This is a genomic window from Methylobacterium sp. XJLW, from assembly GCF_003254375.1.
In the GTDB taxonomy this organism is placed as follows: domain Bacteria; phylum Pseudomonadota; class Alphaproteobacteria; order Rhizobiales; family Beijerinckiaceae; genus Methylobacterium; species Methylobacterium fujisawaense.
This window is the reverse complement of sequence record NZ_CP016429.1, coordinates 3,577,231-3,595,031: the sequence shown is the minus strand read 5'-3', so window position 1 is coordinate 3,595,031 and position 17,801 is coordinate 3,577,231. Positions and strand designations below refer to the sequence as shown.

The 17,801-nt window shown below is 72.1% G+C and carries 17 protein-coding genes and 1 riboswitch; of the genes, 15 read left to right on the top strand and 2 right to left on the bottom strand.

The genetic code is table 11. From position 1 onward, the window contains the following. Nucleotides 1-22 precede the first annotated feature (22 nt). Nucleotides 23-475, top strand: a complete 453-nt coding sequence (locus tag A3862_RS16715) for a DNA polymerase III subunit chi (RefSeq protein WP_043758368.1) — start codon at nt 23-25, stop codon at nt 473-475. Next, nucleotides 475-2,070 carry a S10 family peptidase gene (locus tag A3862_RS16710; RefSeq protein WP_100793976.1) on the top strand — a complete coding sequence of 532 codons (1,596 nt, stop codon included), beginning with the start codon at nt 475-477 and terminating at the stop codon, nt 2,068-2,070. Before A3862_RS16715 ends, A3862_RS16710 begins: the two co-directional genes overlap by 1 nt. A 63-nt stretch (nt 2,071-2,133) precedes the next feature. On the opposite strand, the gene A3862_RS16705 is transcribed toward A3862_RS16710, so the two are convergent. After that, nucleotides 2,134-3,492, bottom strand: a complete 1,359-nt coding sequence (locus A3862_RS16705; RefSeq protein WP_043348841.1) for a discoidin domain-containing protein — start codon at nt 3,490-3,492, stop codon at nt 2,134-2,136. A gap of 166 nt (nt 3,493-3,658) precedes the next feature. Continuing rightward, nucleotides 3,659-3,851, top strand: a riboswitch (cobalamin riboswitch). A gap of 36 nt (nt 3,852-3,887) precedes the next feature. On the opposite strand from A3862_RS16705, the gene A3862_RS16700 reads away from it, so the two are divergent. The 9 genes from A3862_RS16700 to cobJ all read left to right on the top strand — a co-directional run bounded on the left by A3862_RS16700 (nt 3,888) and on the right by cobJ (nt 13,276). Continuing rightward, complete coding sequence (locus A3862_RS16700) at nt 3,888-4,070, top strand: CbtB domain-containing protein (RefSeq protein WP_043348844.1); 183 nt, start codon at nt 3,888-3,890, stop codon at nt 4,068-4,070. Between the two features lie 16 nt (nt 4,071-4,086). Next, a complete protein-coding gene (locus A3862_RS16695) occupies nt 4,087-4,824 on the top strand; it encodes a CbtA family protein (protein ID WP_043758371.1) in 738 nt (245 codons plus the stop codon). Next, complete coding sequence (locus tag A3862_RS16690) at nt 4,817-5,218, top strand: DUF1636 domain-containing protein (RefSeq protein ID WP_043348849.1); 402 nt, start codon at nt 4,817-4,819, stop codon at nt 5,216-5,218. The genes A3862_RS16695 and A3862_RS16690 overlap by 8 nt, the downstream gene beginning before the upstream one ends. Next, a complete protein-coding gene (gene cobW / locus A3862_RS16685; RefSeq protein WP_043758374.1) occupies nt 5,215-6,249 on the top strand; it encodes a cobalamin biosynthesis protein CobW in 1,035 nt (344 codons plus the stop codon). Before A3862_RS16690 ends, cobW begins: the two co-directional genes overlap by 4 nt. 71 nt (nt 6,250-6,320) lie before the next feature. Further along, nucleotides 6,321-9,713, top strand: a complete 3,393-nt coding sequence (cobN, locus tag A3862_RS16680; RefSeq protein WP_043758377.1) for a cobaltochelatase subunit CobN — start codon at nt 6,321-6,323, stop codon at nt 9,711-9,713. Then, on the top strand, nt 9,710-11,050 hold the full coding sequence (cobG, locus tag A3862_RS16675; RefSeq protein ID WP_043758380.1) for a precorrin-3B synthase: 1,341 nt from the start codon (nt 9,710-9,712) through the stop codon (nt 11,048-11,050). The genes cobN and cobG overlap by 4 nt, the downstream gene beginning before the upstream one ends. Before the next feature lie 116 nt (nt 11,051-11,166). Continuing rightward, nucleotides 11,167-11,739 carry a precorrin-8X methylmutase gene (locus A3862_RS16670; protein WP_051044585.1) on the top strand — a complete coding sequence of 191 codons (573 nt, stop codon included), beginning with the start codon at nt 11,167-11,169 and terminating at the stop codon, nt 11,737-11,739. After that, a complete protein-coding gene (locus A3862_RS16665; RefSeq protein ID WP_043758383.1) occupies nt 11,739-12,518 on the top strand; it encodes a precorrin-2 C(20)-methyltransferase in 780 nt (259 codons plus the stop codon). Before A3862_RS16670 ends, A3862_RS16665 begins: the two co-directional genes overlap by 1 nt. Continuing rightward, nucleotides 12,515-13,276, top strand: coding sequence for a precorrin-3B C(17)-methyltransferase (gene cobJ / locus A3862_RS16660; RefSeq protein WP_043345289.1), 762 nt, complete (start codon nt 12,515-12,517; stop codon nt 13,274-13,276). Before A3862_RS16665 ends, cobJ begins: the two co-directional genes overlap by 4 nt. On the opposite strand, the gene A3862_RS16655 is transcribed toward cobJ, so the two are convergent. Then, a complete protein-coding gene (locus tag A3862_RS16655; protein ID WP_043758386.1) occupies nt 13,243-14,040 on the bottom strand; it encodes a cobalt-precorrin-6A reductase in 798 nt (265 codons plus the stop codon). The genes cobJ and A3862_RS16655 overlap by 34 nt on opposite strands. On the opposite strand from A3862_RS16655, the gene A3862_RS16650 reads away from it, so the two are divergent. From A3862_RS16650 to A3862_RS16635, 4 genes are read left to right on the top strand one after another with little or no spacing between them, the layout of a single operon-like run. After that, nucleotides 14,039-15,274 (top strand): bifunctional cobalt-precorrin-7 (C(5))-methyltransferase/cobalt-precorrin-6B (C(15))-methyltransferase, encoded by a 1,236-nt coding sequence (locus A3862_RS16650; RefSeq protein ID WP_043758387.1) that lies wholly within the window; start codon nt 14,039-14,041, stop codon nt 15,272-15,274. The genes A3862_RS16655 and A3862_RS16650 overlap by 2 nt on opposite strands. Beyond that, nucleotides 15,253-15,675, top strand: coding sequence for a cobalamin biosynthesis protein (locus A3862_RS16645; RefSeq protein WP_043345283.1), 423 nt, complete (start codon nt 15,253-15,255; stop codon nt 15,673-15,675). Before A3862_RS16650 ends, A3862_RS16645 begins: the two co-directional genes overlap by 22 nt. Further along, nucleotides 15,672-16,448 carry a precorrin-4 C(11)-methyltransferase gene (gene cobM / locus A3862_RS16640; RefSeq protein WP_043758388.1) on the top strand — a complete coding sequence of 259 codons (777 nt, stop codon included), beginning with the start codon at nt 15,672-15,674 and terminating at the stop codon, nt 16,446-16,448. The genes A3862_RS16645 and cobM overlap by 4 nt, the downstream gene beginning before the upstream one ends. Continuing rightward, nucleotides 16,445-17,764 carry a cobyrinate a,c-diamide synthase gene (locus A3862_RS16635; RefSeq protein WP_043758391.1) on the top strand — a complete coding sequence of 440 codons (1,320 nt, stop codon included), beginning with the start codon at nt 16,445-16,447 and terminating at the stop codon, nt 17,762-17,764. Before cobM ends, A3862_RS16635 begins: the two co-directional genes overlap by 4 nt. Nucleotides 17,765-17,801: the final 37 nt, after the last annotated feature.

Sequence of the window (17,801 nt, the reverse complement as noted above, 5' to 3'; positions counted from 1 at the left end):
GGAGCCCTATATCCTCGGCATCGTGACCGAGATCCTCTTCTACCATATGCAGCGGCAGCCCCTGGAACGGGTGCTGCCGAGCCTCGTCGAGCGCTCGCTGGACCGCGGCTGGCAGGCCGCGATCCAGGCCGCCAGCGAGGAGCGTCTGCAGGCGCTGGACGACCACCTCTGGACCTATTCCGACGAGAGCTTCCTGCCGCACGGGACCGATCGCGAGCCCGACGCGGCGAGCCAGCCGGTGGTGCTGACACTTCGGGACGTGAACCCGAACGCGGCCTCGATCCGCTTCCTCGTCGAGGGCGCCGACCTGCCGCCCGATGCCGGCGCGTATGAGCGGATCTGTATCCTGTTCGACGGGACCGATCAGGACGCCCTTCTGAGGGCGCGCGAGCAGTGGAAGCAGGCCAAGGAGGCGGGCCACACGGTCGCCTACTGGCAGCAGGACGATTCCGGACGCTGGAACAAGAAGGCGTGATGGTGGCCCTCAACAGACGTCTCGCGCGCGCCGCGCTCGGCTTCGGCATGCTCATCGCCCTGCCCTCCGCCGGCTGGGCAGAGGAGGCGCCGCACGGACATCCGCCCGCGGAGAGCAAGCCGGCACCGCGCGGGCCGGACGGACGACGCCTGCCCCCGGATTCCGTCACGAAGCAGAGCGTCACGCTGCCTGACGGCAGGGTCCTCGACTTCACCGCCACGGCCGGCAGCCTGCCGCTCGTCGACGAGGCCGGCAAGCTGCAGGCCGAGATCGCCTTCGTGGCCTACACGGTGGCGTCCAAGGACGGCCAGGAGCGCCCGGTGACCTTCGCGGTCAATGGCGGCCCGGGCGCCGCGTCGGCCTACCTCAACATCGGGGCGATCGGCCCCTGGCGGCTGCCCGTCGGCGGCGACAGCATCAGCCCGTCGCAGCCGGTCACGCTCACGCCCAACGACGGGACGTGGCTCGGCTTCACCGATCTCGTCTTCATCGACCCCGTCGGCACCGGCTACAGCCGGGCCGCGGACGGCAACGGCAAGGCCTACTGGTCGATCGAGTCCGACGCCGCGACCCTCTCGGCAGCCATCGCCCGCTACCTGCGCAACAACGATCGTCTAGCGAGCCCGAAGTTCTTCGTCGGCGAGAGCTATGGCGGGTTCCGCGGCCCGCTGATCACGGAGAAGCTCCAGGAAGAGATCGGCGTCGGCCTGTCGGGCATGGTGCTGCTCTCGCCGGTGCTCGACTTCGGGTGGCTGGAGACCCCGCGGGCCAATCCCTGGGGCTACGTGCTGAAGTTGCCGTCGCTGGCGGCCGGCGCGCTGGAGCGGGCCGGGACGGTACCCACGCCGGCCTTGCTGGGGGATGCCGAAGCTTACGCATCCGGTGCCTATCTAACGGATCTCCTGAAGGGGCCGAGCGATTCCGCGGCGGTTGCGCGGATGACCGAGAAGGTCGCCCCGCTGGTCGGGCTCGATCCCGCCCTGGTCCGCGCACAGGCGGCGCGCCTCTCGACCCGAAGCGTCCAGCGGGAGATCGATCGTGCCGAAGGTCGCGTGACGAGCGCCTACGATACCGGCATCACCGGCTGGGACCCGAATCCGGCCGCCGCGCAATCGAGCTTCGAGGATCCGCAGCTCACCGCGCTCCAGGCGCCGCTGACCAGCGCGATGCTCGATCTCTACGCGCGCACGCTGAAATGGCCCGTGGCCAACATGCGCTACGAGCTCCTGAACAATGCGGTCAATCGGGGCTGGAGCTGGGGCTCGGGACGACAGGCACCGGAGGTGCTCTCGAACCTTCAGGGCACCCTGGCCCTCGACGGGCACCTGCGTGTCCTCGTGGCGCACGGATTCACCGATCTCGTAACCCCGTATTTCGCCTCGAAGCTCCTGCTGGCGCAGGTCCCGGCCTACAGTGCCGGTCGCCTGAGCCTCGCAGTCTATCCCGGCGGCCACATGTTCTACACGCGTCCGGATTCCCGCGCCGCCTTCAAGGCGGATGTCGAACGGATGTACATGGACGCTCTGAAGGTCCGCGATGGCGGCTCGGCGCGTTCGGCCGGCGCACCCGCGGAACGTCTCAGGACCGCACCGTGACGTGTTCGGCCGGGATGCAGGCAGCGGGGTCGTCGCCGGTCGGATCGTGACCGGCGCGACCGATCAGACATCGTCGAAGGCGAGAGCTTCGGCCGGGTACTCCACCATGCTCCGGCGCTGAGCGTCGGTATTCTGCCACTCGCCGACCTTCATGTACCGGCCTTCGCGATCGCGAACCTCGACCACTTTCCCGATCGTGGGAATCGACTGGAAGCCCTGCGGCCAATTGGACGCGAAGTAGAACACCTGCTCGACGCGCTCCGAGAGGTGGCAGATCGCCGGCCCGAAGGTTCCGAGCCCGAAGACGAGGTAGCGGCCGTTCACCAGAGCGGCGACGTCGGAGATCAGCGATTCGCTCTGGATCTCTACGGGCAGGCCGCGCTGCGCCGCATAGGCCTCCACTTCTGCAATGACCGGGTTGAGACGGTTCTCGAAGACGAGCTTGACGGAACGAATGCGGCCCTCGGCCTGCAGCCGGTCGATGACCATCCGGTAGAAGGCGAAGGGCGGCTGCGGATAGTGCGGGTCGACCCAGGTGCTGAAGATGTCGCCCGACCGGATATGGATCAGGAGCTGATCGTCGGGCTTGGCCGCAAATGTCCGCGGCAGGCCGTTGAACAGGGGCCGGATCACATCCTGAACGATCGCGCGCGAGTCGATCGGGCCCTGCAGCGCCGTCACCCGCTCGAACTGCGTCGGATCGAAATACAGCCCGGACAGGAAGTAACCGTCCGGCGGAAGCGGCTCGTCCGGCGGAATGAACGTGATGCCGTCGCAGGTCAGCCTCTGGGTCAGAAAGATCACCTTGCTGCGGTCGACCTTCGGGACCTTGATGTATTTCAGGTTGAGCGCCTTCGCGATCGAGACCGCGATGATGTACTGCACGAGGCAGTTCCCGAAGGCGCCGTTCTCGAACAGCGACAGGCCGACGAGGTTGCGGCTTGCCTGGCCAGGCGCGGATTCGAGATTGTAGGTGACGTAGACGTTAGCGCCGGGCTTCTCGTTCAGGAGCGTGATGTCGAGCCCGAGCAGCGCCCGCAGGGCGATGAGGTCGATGGCGGCTTCATCGGCGCGGATGTCGACGCCTGCGACGAGCGCCGGATCCGGCACCGCGATCCGCACGAGACGCGCCCAGGCCCGCTCGTCGGCGCCGATGGCGGCCACGAGGGCGCCCGGCTTGGCGATCCAGCCGACGATGTCGGGCGCGGACCACGTGACGCCGTCCTGCGAGACCTCGACGGCCACATCGCCGACCTCGGGCGCGACAGTATCCTGTACGGGTCGCAGCGCGACCGCGCGGATCGGAAAGCGACCGTCCAGATCGATCTCGAGCCAGGCGGTGCCTTCGTCCTGTACGATCCGGGGGCCGCGGCCGGTGGCGAGATCGACGAGGACCGGGCTCGGATCGTCTGCGAGGGCCATCGGGTCTCCGAGAACTGAGCGGAGGCGCCCATGCCGGGCCGGCCGGGCATCCGGTGCGGCGGTGCCCGCATCGGGGCGCGGACGTCAAGCCCGGCCACCCGCGAAGGGACGCACGGGAATCCGAACGGATCTGGCGCCGCTCCGTTGTGTCGTCGCCGGCATGCGTCTACAACGTGTCGGTGACGGTGCCCTGGCAACGGGGTGAAAAGGGAATGCGGTGAGGGGTTTCGCCCCGATTCCGCGGCTGCCCCCGCAACTGTGAGCGGCGAGCGCCTGCCAAGCGCCACCGGAGCGATCCGGGAAGGCGGTGGGCGCGCCGAGCCGCGAGCCAGGAGACCTGCCGTCGCAACAGGATCCCGCAATGCCGCCGGTGGGGCGGCTGGAGACACTCGACGATGACCGCTCAGACCCTCGCCCCCGTCGCCGCCGGTACCCGCTCGTCGGAGCGTCCGGTCGCCGTCGCGCTCGCGGCCATGCTGGGCCTCGGCCTGCTGTTCATGGCGGGTTTCTCGCCGGCGATCGCGTTCCACAACGCGGCGCACGACTTCCGCCATACCCAGAACTTCCCCTGTCACTGACGCCCTCGGCGCAGGGATGATCATTCGGCTTCTGTCGGCGGCCCTGGCCGCCGGCTTCTTCGCGGCTGCCGTTGTGACGGGCCTCGAACTCACGCTGACCTCGCCGCTGATCGTCGCGGCCGAGCGCTACGAGCAGCAGGAACCCTCGCATCAGGCCGCGAAGGCCCTTCCGATCGTGCTCGCCCATGCCGGGCATGACCATGCCGCGCCCGACGCGGCACCGGAATGGCAGCCCGGCCCCGGCCTGCCGCGGATGGCCTTCACCGGTCTTGCGACCCTCGTCGGCGGCGTCGGCTACGCCCTGCTGCTCGGCGCGGTGATGATCGCCTGCGGCCGCGAGCCGACGCCACAGGTCGGTCTCGCCTTCGCGGTGGCGGGCTTCGCCAGCGTCGCCCTCGCGCCGGGCCTCGGCCTGCCGCCGGAACTGCCCGGCAGCGCCGCTGCACCGCTGGCCGCGCGGCAGGCCTGGTGGGTGATGACCGCGGCGGCGACCGGAATGGGGCTCTACCTGATCACGATCCGCCGTGCTCTGATTACGATCCTGGGTGGCCTCGTCCTGATCATAACCCCCCACGTCGTCGGCGCCCCGCAGGCACCGGAGGCCGCGTCGGAGCTTCCGGCCGCGCTGGCCGCACAGTTCGCCGCCCGGTCGCTGGCGATCAGCTTCGTCTTCTGGATCCTGATCGGGTTGGGGCTCGGCTGGGCGTGGCAGGCGTTTTCCCGCGACACGCAACGGGGAACGGCCCGTGCCTGAGACCGTCCTGTACGTCTGCACGACCTGCCGCCGTCCGGACGACGATCCGGATGGACCGCGCGCCGGAGCACGCCTTCTGGAGGCGCTGCAGGCCGGGAGCGCCGGCACGCCGGACCTGCGGGTCGAGGCGGTGGAATGCCTGTCGGTCTGCAAGCGGCCCTGCACCGTGGCGGTCGCCTCGGCCGACCGCTGGACCTACGTCTACGGCGACATGGATCCGGCCGCCTCGGCGGAGACCATCCTCGCCGGACTCGCGGCCTATGCGGCGACCTCGGACGGCATCGTGCCCTGGCGCGAGCGTCCGGAGGCCTTTCGCAAGGGCGTGATCGCCCGCATCCCCCCGTTCCCTGAACCCCGCCCGCTCCCCGCCGGCACCCTGGAGGCCGCGGAATGACCATCGTGAACAAGATCCCCTGCACCATCGTCACGGGCTTCCTCGGAGCCGGCAAGACGACGCTGGTCCGCCACGTGGTCGAGAACGCCAGGGGGCGCCGCCTCGCCATCCTGGTCAACGAGTTCGGTGACGTCGGCTTCGACAAGTCCTTCCTCGCCGCCTGCGGGGTCGAAGGCTGCACCGAAGAGGCTATCGTCGAGCTGCCGAATGGCTGCATCTGCTGCACGGTCGCGGACGATTTCGTTCCGGCGCTGGAGACTCTCCTCGGCCGCGCCGAGCCGCCGGAGCACATCCTGATCGAGACCTCGGGCCTCGCGCTGCCGAAGCCGTTGGTTCAGGCGTTCCAGTGGCCGGCGATCCGCTCGCGGGTCACCGTCGACGGGGTCGTCGCAGTGGTCGACGGCCCGGCCGTCGCCGCCGGCGTCTTCGCGGACGATCCGGAGGCACTGGCCGCCCAGCGGGCCGCGGACCAATCGGTCGATCACGACAATCCGCTGGAAGAGGTCTTCGAGGACCAACTCCTCTGCGCCGACCTCGTGGTCCTCAACAAGGCCGACCTCATCGATGCCCCGACCCGCGCTCGGGTGCGTGCCGAGGTGGAAGGCCACCTGCCCCGGGCCGTGAAGGTGGTGGAGACCGAGAACGGCGTCATCGACCCGCGGGTGCTGCTCGGTCTCGCGGCGGCCGCCGAGGACGATCTCGATTCCCGTCCGTCGCATCACGGCGAGGGCGAGGATCACGACCACGACGACTTCGAGACCGTGGCGCTGCCCGTCCGCCCCGCGATCACGGCGGGCGATCTGGCGGCCCGGGTCGAGAAGGCAGCCGAGATCCCGGGCGTCCTGCGGATCAAGGGTTTCGCCGAGGTCGAGGGCAAGGCGATGCGCCTCGTGGTGCAGGGGGTCGGCCGGCGCGTGGCCCACCATTTCGACCGGCCGTGGAAGTCTGGGGAGGCCCGGGACGGCAACCTCGTGGTGATCGGCCTCAAGGGGTTCGACCAGCGCGCTGTCGCTGCGGCCCTCGCGGGATGACGGCCGCCGCGCGCGCCTGCGCGGCTGACGGCGGCGCGCCGGTGCGCGCGGCCGCGGTTTAGGGGCCGTCGATGCATCTCGTGCGCATCGATACCGTCTCGCTCGACGAGGGTGAGGCGGCGGTGGATCTCGGGCAAGAGCCCGGCGATCTGGTTGTGCTTTCGTTCACCGACAGCGACCTCGCGGCGGTCGGTCAGGCCCACGCCGCAGAGCCCGGTCTGCCGAGTCTCCGGCTCGCGAAGCTCGCCAAACTGCGGCATCCGCTGTCGGTCGATCTCTACGTCGAACGCGTCGTGGCGCACGCCAAGGTCGTGGTGATCCGTTGCCTGGGCGGACTGGATTACTGGCGCTACGGGATCGAGCGCTGCGCCGAAACCGCGCGGGCGCACGGCGTCGTGCTCGCGGTCCTGCCGGGCGACGACCGGCCGGACCCCCGTCTCGCGCCGTTCTCCACCGATCCCGCCCTCGCCGGGGAACTCGACGCCTATTTCCGTGCCGGTGGTCCCGGCAATCTCCGGCGGATGCTGCGATCCCTGGCCATCCGGCTGGGCGCCGAGGGGGCGGTCGAGCCTCCGCAGCCCCTGCCCCGCGGCTTTCCCTGGTGTCCGGGTTGCGGCGCTCTTCCCCTCGAAACAGCCATTGCCGCGGCTGAAACGGCGATCCCGCTCGACGGCGCGCCGTCGCCCGCCCATCCGCTGGCCCTGCTGCTGATCTATCGCTCCGCCGTGCTGGGCGGCGACACCGAGCCGTTCGTCGCACTCTCAGCCGCCCTGCGCGCCCGCGGGATCGGGGCTCTGCCGTTGGTCGTGTCGAGCCTGAAGGAGCCCGAGGCCGCCGCGGCAGTCGCCGATGCGGTGCGGGCGCGCAGGCCCGACCTCGTCATCGCAGCCACGGCGTTCTCCGCGCGTGAGGACGGCACCGACTTCGTCCTCGACGGCGCCGGCTGCCCGGTCATTCAGGCCTTCACGGTAGGGTCACCGCGCGTGGCCTGGGAGGCGTCGGCCCGTGGCCTCGGTGCGTCCGATCTCGCCATGCAGATCGCGCTGCCGGAATTCGACGGCCGGCTCTCGGGCTTTCCGATCTCCTTCAAGGAGGAAAGCCCGGAGGTCGCCGGCTTCACCCAGCGGCGGGCCGTGCCCTACCCCGCAGGCATCGCCGCCCTGGCAGACCGGGCCGCGGGATGGCTGCGGCTGGCCGCCCTGCCCCGACCGGCGCGCCGCGTGGCCCTGGTCCTGTCCGACTATCCGGCCCGGGGCGGCCGGGCCGGTTTCGCCGTCGGTCTCGACACGCCCGAGAGCGCCCGCGCCATCGCCGCCGACCTCGCCGCCGCGGGCTACGCGACGGGGGCGCTTCCGGAAGCCGGAACGCTGATGGCGGATCTCACGGAGGGTCCGGCCGCGTTCCGCGTGCCCCTCCCCGCCTACCAGGCCTGGTGGAACACCCTCCCCGAAGAGACGCGCGCCTCGATCACCGCCGTCTGGGGCGAGGCCGAATCCGATCCGGCCTGCGTCGACGGCGCCTTCCGGTTCCGGATGCTGACGGGCACGACCGCATCCGATCGGAGCGTCGCTCCGGATCGCACCGGGGACGGGGCGATCCGTGACCGCGGTCGGCTCGACGTCTTCCTGCAACCGGACCGCGGGCGCGATCCCGATCGCAAGGCCGGCTACCACGATCTCGACCGGGCTCCGACCCATGCCTATCTGGCGTTCCATCTCGGCCTGCAGCAGCACTTCGACGTTCTGGTGCAGCTCGGTACGCACGGGACAACCGAGTGGCTGCCCGGCAAAGCCGTGGCCCTGTCCCCCACCTGCTTGCCGGCGCTGTGCGTCGGCGGCCTGCCGGTGGTCTATCCCTTCATCGTCGATGATCCGGGCGAGGCCGCGCCGGTCAAGCGGCGCCTCGGCGGCGTCGCGCTCGGTCACCTGACGCCGGACGTCGCCGTCCACGCGTTGAAGCCGGAGGCCGCACGCCTGCGCGAGTTGGTGGAGGAATACGCCGCCGCGAGCGTGCTCGATCCCCGCCGCGCCGAACTGGTGGCCCGCACCATCCTCGAGGAGGCCGAGGCCGCCGGATTGCTCGACGGCGCCGGCATCGGCGCGGACACGCCGATGGACGAGGCGCTGACCCGGCTGGACGCGCACCTCTGCGACCTCGGCGAGACCGTCTTCCGCGACGGTCTCCACGTCTTCGCCCGAGCCCCGGGCGAGGCCGCGGAGGCGGTGCTGGCAAGCGCCGCCGCCGAGCGGACCGGGCTGCTCGCAGCCCTCGACGCCCGATTCGTCCGGCCGGGGCCCTCCGGCTCGCCGTCCCGCGGGCGCAGCGACGTGCTCCCCACCGGACGCAACCTCGCAACCCTGGACCCACGGGCCATCCCGAGCCGCGCCGCCGCGCTCCTCGGTGAGAGGGCCGCCGCCGCCGTGGTGACCCGCTACCTTCAGGACGAGGGTGCCTATCCGGCCCGGATCGTCATGGATCTCTGGGCCTCGCCGACACTGCGCACCGGCGGCGAGGATGTGGCGCATGCCCTCGCCCTCATGGGCGTGCGGCCGGTCTGGGACCATGCCAGCACCCGCGTCACCGGTTTCGAGATCCTTCCGCTGGCGATGCTCGACCGGCCCCGGATCGACGTCACCGTGCGGGTCTCCGGAGCGTTCCGCGACACGTTCCCGGAGACCCTGGCGCTGCTCGACCGGGCGACCCGCGCCGTGGCCGACAGGGACGAGGCCGACGACGAGAATCCGCTGGCGGCGGCCCGCCGACGCGGCGAGACGGCCGTTCGGGTCTACGGCGCCGCGCCGGGCCGCTACGGCGCCGGTACCGCCGCAACGGCCCTCGACGGCACATGGGATGGCCGCGCCGATCTCGGTCGCGCCTATCTTGCGGCCAGCACGCACGCCTATGGCGACCGCGAGGCGCCGGATGCGGACTTCTCCGCCCGGGTGGCGGGAGCCGACGCCTATCTCCACGCCTTCGACGTGGCCGAGCGCGATCTGTTCGACGGGGATGCCGCTGTGGACGCGATGGGCGGCTTCGCGGCCGCCGCTGCCCTGGAGGGGGCGAGCCCCGCGCTCTACAGCCTCGATGTCTCGCAGCCGGAGCGACCGAAAGCCCGAACCGCCCGGGAGGACGCGGCCCGCCTGATCCGAGGCCGCCTCGCCGATCCCCGCTGGATCGCCGCCCAGCTCCGTCACGGCTATCGCGGCGCGCAGGAACTGGCTCAGGGGCTCGATGCGGTTTTCGTCCTCGCCGCCGCCAGCGATGCGGTGTCCGATGCTGGCTTCGAGACGCTGTACGCCGCCTGGATCGCCGATACCGAGGTGTTCGAGCGCCTGCGGGCCGCCAACCCCGCGGCCACCCGGGCGATCCTGGAACGGTTCGACGCTGCCCGGGACCGGGGACTCTGGCACAGCCGGCGCAACGCTCTTCCGGCGGACGCCTTGCTGCACGAGGCCGCCGAATGAGCGTCGCTCCGCGCCCGCATGGACGTGCGCTGCCCGAGGCGGCGAGCCGTCGGGGCTGGTGCCCCGGCCTGACCCGGCCAATGCCCACGGGCGACGGCTTGCTGGCGCGGGTACACCCGCCCCTGGGCGTCCTGACCCTCGGTCAGGCCCGCGCCGTGGCGGAGGGCGCGCGGCGCTTCGGGAACGGGCACCTGGATCTCACCGCGCGGGCGAATCTCCAGATCCGGGGCGTCACCGAGGCGACGCAGGCTTCCCTTGCCGCGTGGCTCTCGGCCCAGGGCCTCGGCGACGTGCGGGCCGATGGCGGGCCTCAGCGCTTGACGCTCACGAGCCCGCTGGCGGGCCGCGATCCGGAGGAGGCCATCGACGTGCCGGGACTGGCCCGTGCCGTCGAAGCGGCGGGGCTGACGATTCCCGGCCTGCCGGCCAAGACCCTGGTCGTGATCGAGGGACGCGTCGATCGGGCGACCGCGGAGGCCGATTGCGCCGTGATCGCTAACGCACCCGGCCGCGTTGCGATCACGATCGCTTGCGGCGAGGGGCGGCAGGATCTTCTGACCTGCGGGGAACGGGAAGCGCCAGACGTGGTAGCCGCCGTGCTCACCGCCTTCGCGCGGACCGGCCGGCGCCGGATGCGCGATCTGTCGGAAGACGAGAGGGCGACGCTGACGGAGGCGCTGCGGAGCGGAAAGCGACCACACGTCGCAGCGCGCGGAGGCGAAAGCGTATGGCCCGGCCAAGCCCGGCAGCCACGAGGCGGACAGGACCTTCAGATCCTCGCCATCGATGCGCCCTTCGGTCGCAGTACGGCCGACGCCCTCGACCGGCTCGCGGATGCCGCGCTCACGCTCGACGCGGACGAGCTTCGACTGTCGCCGACCCGCGGTTTCATGCTCCTGGCCCCCCCGGACGTCCCGGCAGCGGCGGTGCGAGAGGCCCTGTCGGTGGACTTCATCGTTGCCGCCGACGACCCGCGGCGGGCGATCGATGCCTGCACGGGTGCCCCGGGCTGCGCCTCCGGGTCGACCCGGACCCTCACCGATGCGGCGCGCCTCGCGGCGGCGTTCGCTCCCCTGGCGGCGTCGGGCCGCGCCGCGCACGTCTCGGGATGCGCCAAGGGATGCGCCCGACCGGGCCCGGCCGACCTGACCCTCGTCGGTCGCGATGGTCTGTACGGCGTGGTGATCGGCGGTGCCCCCGCCGATGAGCCGGCGATGCATCTCCCTATCGAGGCCGTGCTGGAGCGGTTAGGAAGAGCCAAGATCGTCGGGCTGTCCGCCGCCTTCGCGCCGGAGACGACCTGGACGGACAGCGGGAGGACCAGGAGACCGGCATGAGCGCGAGCCAGAACGCCCTGCGCCAGACAGGATCGGAGCCGGCCGCGGCCCACGAATCCCCGTCCCGCTATGAGTATATCCGCGACGGCGGCGCGATCTACGCGCGCTCCTTCGCGATGATCCGCGCCGAGGCGGATCTCGGACGCTGGTCGGGCGCCGCCGAGCGCGTCGTCGTGCGCATGATCCATGCCTGCGGGATGACCGACCTGCCGACCGATGTGGAGATGTCGCCGGGCTTCGCGGAAGCGGGCGTCGCGGCCCTGAAGGCCGGCGCGCCGATCCTGTGCGATGTCCGCATGGTCGCCGACGGCGTCACCCGGGCACGGCTGCCCGCCGATAACGACGTGGTCTGCACGCTCGGCGATCCCCGCGTGCCGGAGCTCGCCCGGAGCCTCGGCACAACGCGGTCCGCAGCCGCCATGGAGCTGTGGCGCGAACGCCTGCCGGGTAGCGTCGTGGCGGTGGGCAACGCGCCGACCGCCCTGTTCCGCCTTCTGGAGCTGCTCGACGCCGGCGTCGCGCCTCCGGCCGCGGTGATCGGTATCCCGGTGGGTTTCGTCGGCGCGGCCGAATCGAAGGAGGCGCTGGCCCGGGACGGTCGCGTGCCGTTCGTGGTCGTGCACGGGCGGCGCGGCGGCAGCGCCATGACGGCCGCCGCTATCAACGCGCTCGCCAGCGAGGTCGAGTGATGGACGGTTTCGAACGCCTCGACGGCCCGACCGAGGAGCTGTCCGCGGCGGCGATGACGGGAACGCTCTACGGGGTCGGCATGGGCCCGGGCGATCCGGATCTGCTGACCGTGAAGGCGCAGCGCATCCTGATGCGCGCGCCGGTGCTGGTGCATTTCTGCAAGCGCGGCCGGCGGGGCAACGCCCGCACCATCGCGGACGCGATCCTGCGCGATCCGGCCCGCGAGATGGCACTGGCCTATCCCTACACCACCGAGATTCACCCCGAGCATCCGGAATACGTCACCGCGCTGGCGGGCTTCTACGACGAGGCGGCCGGTAAACTCGCCGACCACCTCGGCGCCGGGCGCGACGTCGCGATCCTGTCGGAGGGCGACCCGTTCTTCTACGGCTCGTTCATGCACCTGTGGCGGCGCCTGAAGGACCGCTTCCCCGTGGAGGTGATTCCGGGCGTCACCGGGATGTCGGGTTGCTGGACTCGGGCCGGTACGCCGATCACCTGGGGCGACGACGTCCTCACCGTCCTGCCGGCGACCCTGTCGCTCGAGGCCCTGACGGAGCGCCTGCGCGGCACCGACGCCGCCGTCGTGATGAAGCTTGGGCGCCATCTGCCGAAGGTGCGCGCCGCTCTGTCGGCCGCCGGGCTGCTCGCCCGTGCGGTCTATGTGGAGCGCGGCACCATGGCGGGCGAGCGGGTGGTGATGCTGGCCGACAAGGCCGACGACGATGCACCCTACTTCTCCATGGTCCTTCTGCCCGGAGAGGGACGGCGGCCGTGAGCGGAAGCCTTGCCGTCGTCGGCCTCGGCCCGGGCGATGCCGCGCTGCTGACCGAGTCCGCCCGCCGGGCGCTGGATGCGGCGGAGGATGTCGTCGGCTACTTCCCCTATGTCGCCCGCGTGCCCGAGCGACCCGGCCTGGTCCGGCATGCCAGCGACAATCGGGTGGAGGTCGACCGGGCGCGCCACGCGCTGCAGCTCGCCGCCTCCGGACGACGGGTCGCGGTCGTCTCCGGCGGCGATCCGGGGGTCTTCGCCATGGCGGCGGCGGTGTTCGAGGCGGTGGAGCAGGGCGAGCCCGACTGGCGCGACCTCGCGATCACCGTGGAGCCGGGCGTCACCGCCATGCTGGCCGCCGCTGCCCGGCTGGGCGCGCCCCTCGGCGGCGATTTCTGCGCGCTGTCGCTCTCGGACAACCTGAAGCCCTGGCCGGTGGTGACCGCGCGGCTGGAGGCGGTGCTGCGCGCCGACTTCGTGATCGCGCTCTATAATCCGATCTCCGCCGCCAGGCCCTGGCAGCTCGGGGCGGCTCTGGAGATCGCGTCCGGGATCCGCGCGCCCCACACGCCGGTGATGTTCGCCCGCGCCATCAGCCGGCCGGACGAGGCGATCCGGGTCGCGACCCTCGCCGAGGCGCGCGACGTGCCGGCCGACATGGCCACGATGGTCATCCTGGGCGCCTCGACGACGCGGCTGATCCCGCGCGCCGGCCGGACGCCCTTCGTCTACACGGCCCGCAAGGTTGAGGAACCAGCGTGATCGCCCGCCTCCAGCCAGCGGAGGGCGCCCGCAGCGTCCGGGACGCTCGGTACGTCGGGCTTGCCCGGCCGGCGCACCATGACGACGGGGATTCCGAGGGTGCGCGCCGCCGCGATCTTGCCGTAGGTCGCCGCCCCGCCGGCATTCTTGCTGACGAGAATCTCGATGCCGTTCGTGCGCATGAGCGCAGCCTCCGACGCGACATCGAAGGGCCCGCGGGCTTCCAGGGCGGTGAGGTGCGGCACCGGCAGGATCCCGCCCAACGGCTCGACCGTCCGCGCCAGATAGGTGTGTTGGGGGGCCGCCGCGAAGACCCCGGCCTCCTGCCGGCCGATCGTCAGGAACACGCGCCGCGGCGCGGATCCGAGGGCGGCGACCGCCTCATCCATCCGGTCGACCTCGATCCAGAGATCGCCGGGCTCGCGCGTCCAGGCGGATCTGCGGATCGCGAGGATCGGCACCGCCGTCAGGGCGGCTGCGCACGCCGCATGGTGCGACATCGTCGCGGCGAAGGGATGGGTCGCGTCGATCAGGCAATCGATCGCGTCGGCTTTCAGGTAGTCGGCGAGGCCCTCGATCCCGCCGAATCCGCCGATCCGGGTCGGCACGGGCTCGGGCTTCGGCGCGGCCGTCCGGCCGGCCAGCGAGAGCGTCACGGACAGATCCGCCCGACCAGCGAGCGACCGGACCAGGGTGCTCGCCTCGCCGGTCCCGCCGAGGATCAGAATCCGCATCGTGCCGCTCGTCAGGAACGCCGTGTCCATGGACGCCTTGTCCATGAGCCCTGAGGCGCTGTCGAGCTTACCCTGGCTGTCGATCGTCGGCATCGGCGAGGACGGGCGGGCCGGATTGACGCCGGCCGCCGCCGCCGCGCTCGATGCCGCCCGCGTGGTCTATGGCGGCCGACGCCATCTCGCCCTCGCGGGTCCGCTCGTCGCGGAGACGCGGCCCTGGCCGAGCCCGATCCACGAGGCCTATCCGGAGATTCTCGCGCGGCGGGGGCAGCCGACCTGCCTCCTCGCCACCGGCGACCCCTTCCACTATGGCATCGGCGCCGAGATCGCCCGGATGGTGCCGGCGGCCGAGATCCGCGCCTTCCCGCAGCCCTCGGCCTTCAGCCTCGCCTGTGCGCGGCTCGGCTGGCCGCTGGCCGAATGCGCGCTGGTCACGCTCCATGGCCGCGCGCTGACCCGGATCGTGCCGTATCTCCAGCCGGGGGCGCGGGTGCTCGTCCTGTCCTGGGACGGCACGACCCCCGGCGCGCTCGCCGCATTGCTTTGCGCGCGGGGCTTCGGCGCGTCGACGCTGACGGTGCTGGAAGCGATGGGCGGCCCGAATGAACGGGTCGGTACGACCCGCGCGGACGCGTTCGACCGCGCCGACATCGACGCGCTGAACACGGTGGCGATCGCGGTGGCGGGGCCCGGTCACGCCCTTCCCCTCGCCCCGGGCCTCGACGACGGCCTGTTCGAGAATGACGGCCAGCTCACCAAGGCCGAGATCCGGGCTCTGACCCTATCGGCGCTCCGTCCGCATCCGGGCCTGCATCTCTGGGATGTCGGCGCCGGCGCAGGCTCGATCGCGATCGAATGGATGCTCCGTCACTGGAGCCTGCGCGCCACGGCGATCGAGGGACGCCCGGACCGGGCCGAGCGCATCCGTCGCAACGCCGTCGCACTGGGGACGCCGGACCTCTCCGTCGTCGTCGGCACCGCCCCCGGGGCACTCGAGGGCCTGCCGACGCCGGATGCGGTCTTCATCGGTGGCGGCGTCTCCGAGCCCGGGGTCCTGCCAGCGGTGCTTGCGGCCCTCCGGAGCGGTGGTCGCTGCGTGGCCAATGCCGTCACCCTCGAAGGCGAGGCCGCGCTGCTTGCGGCCTTCGCGGCGCAGGGCGGAAGCCTGCGTCGCTACGGTGTCGAGCGGGCGAGCCCGGTCGGCGGGATGCATGGCTGGCGCACCGCCATGCCGGTGACCCAATGGGCCTGGACCAAGCCGTGACCGGATTGCTGGTCGCCGGGATCGGCTTCCGTCGGGGGACCGACGCCGACGAAATCGCGGCGCTGATCGAGCGCGCGCTCGCGGCGCTCGGCGCCGACCGGTCGAGCCTGACGGCCGTCGCCACGGCGGCCGACCGGGCCGCAGAGCCGGCGATCCGCGCGGCGACGGCACGGTTCGGCCTGTCGCCCCAGCCCGTGGCAGCCGCCGCGCTGCAGGCGCGCGACGCCGAGATCGTCACCCGCTCGGCGCGGATCGAACAGCTGCGCGGCGTCGGCTCGCTGGCCGAGGCGACGGCCCTGGCCGGCGCCGGGCCGCAGAGCCGCCTCGCCCTGCCGCGGATCACGAGCGCCGGCGCCACTTGCGCCCTGGCCGTCCGATGCGACACGACACGGGACACATGACCGTTCATTTCATCGGCGCCGGACCCGGCGCGGCCGACCTGATCACGGTGCGCGGGCGCGACCGCATCGCGGCCTGTCCCGTCTGCCTCTACGCCGGATCGCTCGTGGCCCCCGAGATCCTGGGCTGGTGTCCGCCCGGCGCCCGGATCGTCGACACGGCCCCCCTCGACCTCGACGCCATCATGGCGGAGATCCGGACGGCGCACACGGCCGGACAGGACGTGGCACGCCTCCATTCCGGGGACCTGTCGATCTGGAGCGCGCTGGCCGAGCAGATGCGCCGCCTCGACGCGCTGGCGATTCCCTATACGGTTACGCCGGGCGTCCCGGCCTTCGCCGCCGCAGCCGCCCTGCTGCGCCGCGAATTGACGGTCCCCGGCGTGGCGCAGACCGTGGTCCTGACCCGGACCTCAGGCCGCGCGAGTGCAATGCCCGAGGGGGAAACCCTGTCGGCCTATGCGGCCACCGGGGCGACCCTGGCGATCCACCTGTCGATTCATGTGGTCGAGGCGGTCGCCGCGGAACTGATCCCGTTCTACGGACCGTCCTGCCCGGCGGCGGCTGTGTTCCGGGCCTCCTGGCCCGACGAGCGGGCGCTGGTCGGCGATCTCGCTACGCTGCCCGGCCTCGTCGCGGCGGCCGGCCTGGAGCGCACCGCCCTGATCCTGGTTGGGCCCGCCCTCGGCGCCGAGGGCTTCCGCGAGAGCGCGCTCTACGCGCCCGATTACGACCGGCGATACCGGCCCGGCGGCACCGTGGGCCAGCCGTCGTGAGCGCCCCCGGCCTCCTCGTCGCGGCGCCGCGCTCCAGCTCCGGCAAGACGACCGTGACCCTCGCCCTGATGCGCGCCCTCACCCGGCGCGGCCTGCGGGTCCGCGGCGCGAAATGCGGTCCAGACTACATCGACCCGGCCTTTCACCAAGCCGCCACCGGCCATCCGAGCTTCAATCTCGACAGCTTCGCCATGGCGACGCCCCTCCTCGACACGCTCGCGGGCGAGACGGCGGCGGCGGCGGATCTGGTGATCGCCGAGGGCTCCATGGGCCTGTTCGACGGCGTCCGGGCAGCCGAGAACCGGACCGGGGCGAATGCCGACATCGCGGCGCGCTACGGCTGGCCGGTCGTGCTCGTGGTGGACGTGTCGGGCGCGGCGCAATCGGCGGCTGCAGTAGCGCTGGGCTGCACGCTCTACGATCCCCGCGTGCGGATCGCCGGGGTCATCCTCAACAAGGTGGCGAGCGACCGCCATCGCCGGCTCGTCGAAGCCGGCATGGAACGCGCTGGATTGCCGGTGCTCGGCGCCCTGATGCGCGACGCGCAGCTGGTCCTGCCCGAACGCCATCTCGGGCTCGTCCAGGCCGGCGAGACCGCGGATCTTACCGCCCGCCTCGACCGGCTGGCCGACCTCGCGGAAGCCGGTATCGACCTCGACGCCGTCACGGCCAGTGCGGGCGGCACCGTGCCGGCCTCCGGCGGCCGGCTACCGCGGCCGCCCGGACAACGCGTGGCGGTCGCTCGGGACGCGGCGTTCAGCTTCCTCTATCCACACCTTGCGACCGGGTGGCGGTTGGCCGGTGCCGAACTCGTCCCCTTCTCACCCCTCGCCGACGAAGGCCCACCGGAGGATTGCGACGTCTGCTGGCTGCCGGGGGGCTATCCCGAACTGCATGCGGGCCGGATCGCCGGCGCCGTCCGTTTCCTGGACGGGCTGCGCGACTTCGCCAGGACACGCCCCGTCCACGGAGAGTGCGGCGGCTACATGGTCCTCGGGCAGACGCTTCAGGACGCCGACGGCACCACCCATCCCATGGCGGGCCTCCTCCCGGTGGCGACATCCTATCACCGCCGCAAGTTGCATCTCGGCTATCGCGTCGCGCGGCTCTGCGGATCCGGCATGCTCGGAGAAGACGGGGCGCGCCTCATCGGCCACGAGTTCCACTACGCCACCGAGCTCTCGCCGATCGCACCGGAGGCATCAGCGCTCGCTCGCGTTTCGGATGCGGAGGGTGTGGACCTGGGGTTTGCCGGACATCGGGTCGGCCCCGTCACCGGCAGCTTCTTCCACCTGATCGCGTCTGACGCACCCTGAAACCGTCCCGGATGCAGCCGCCTCCGGGGCGCGCCGG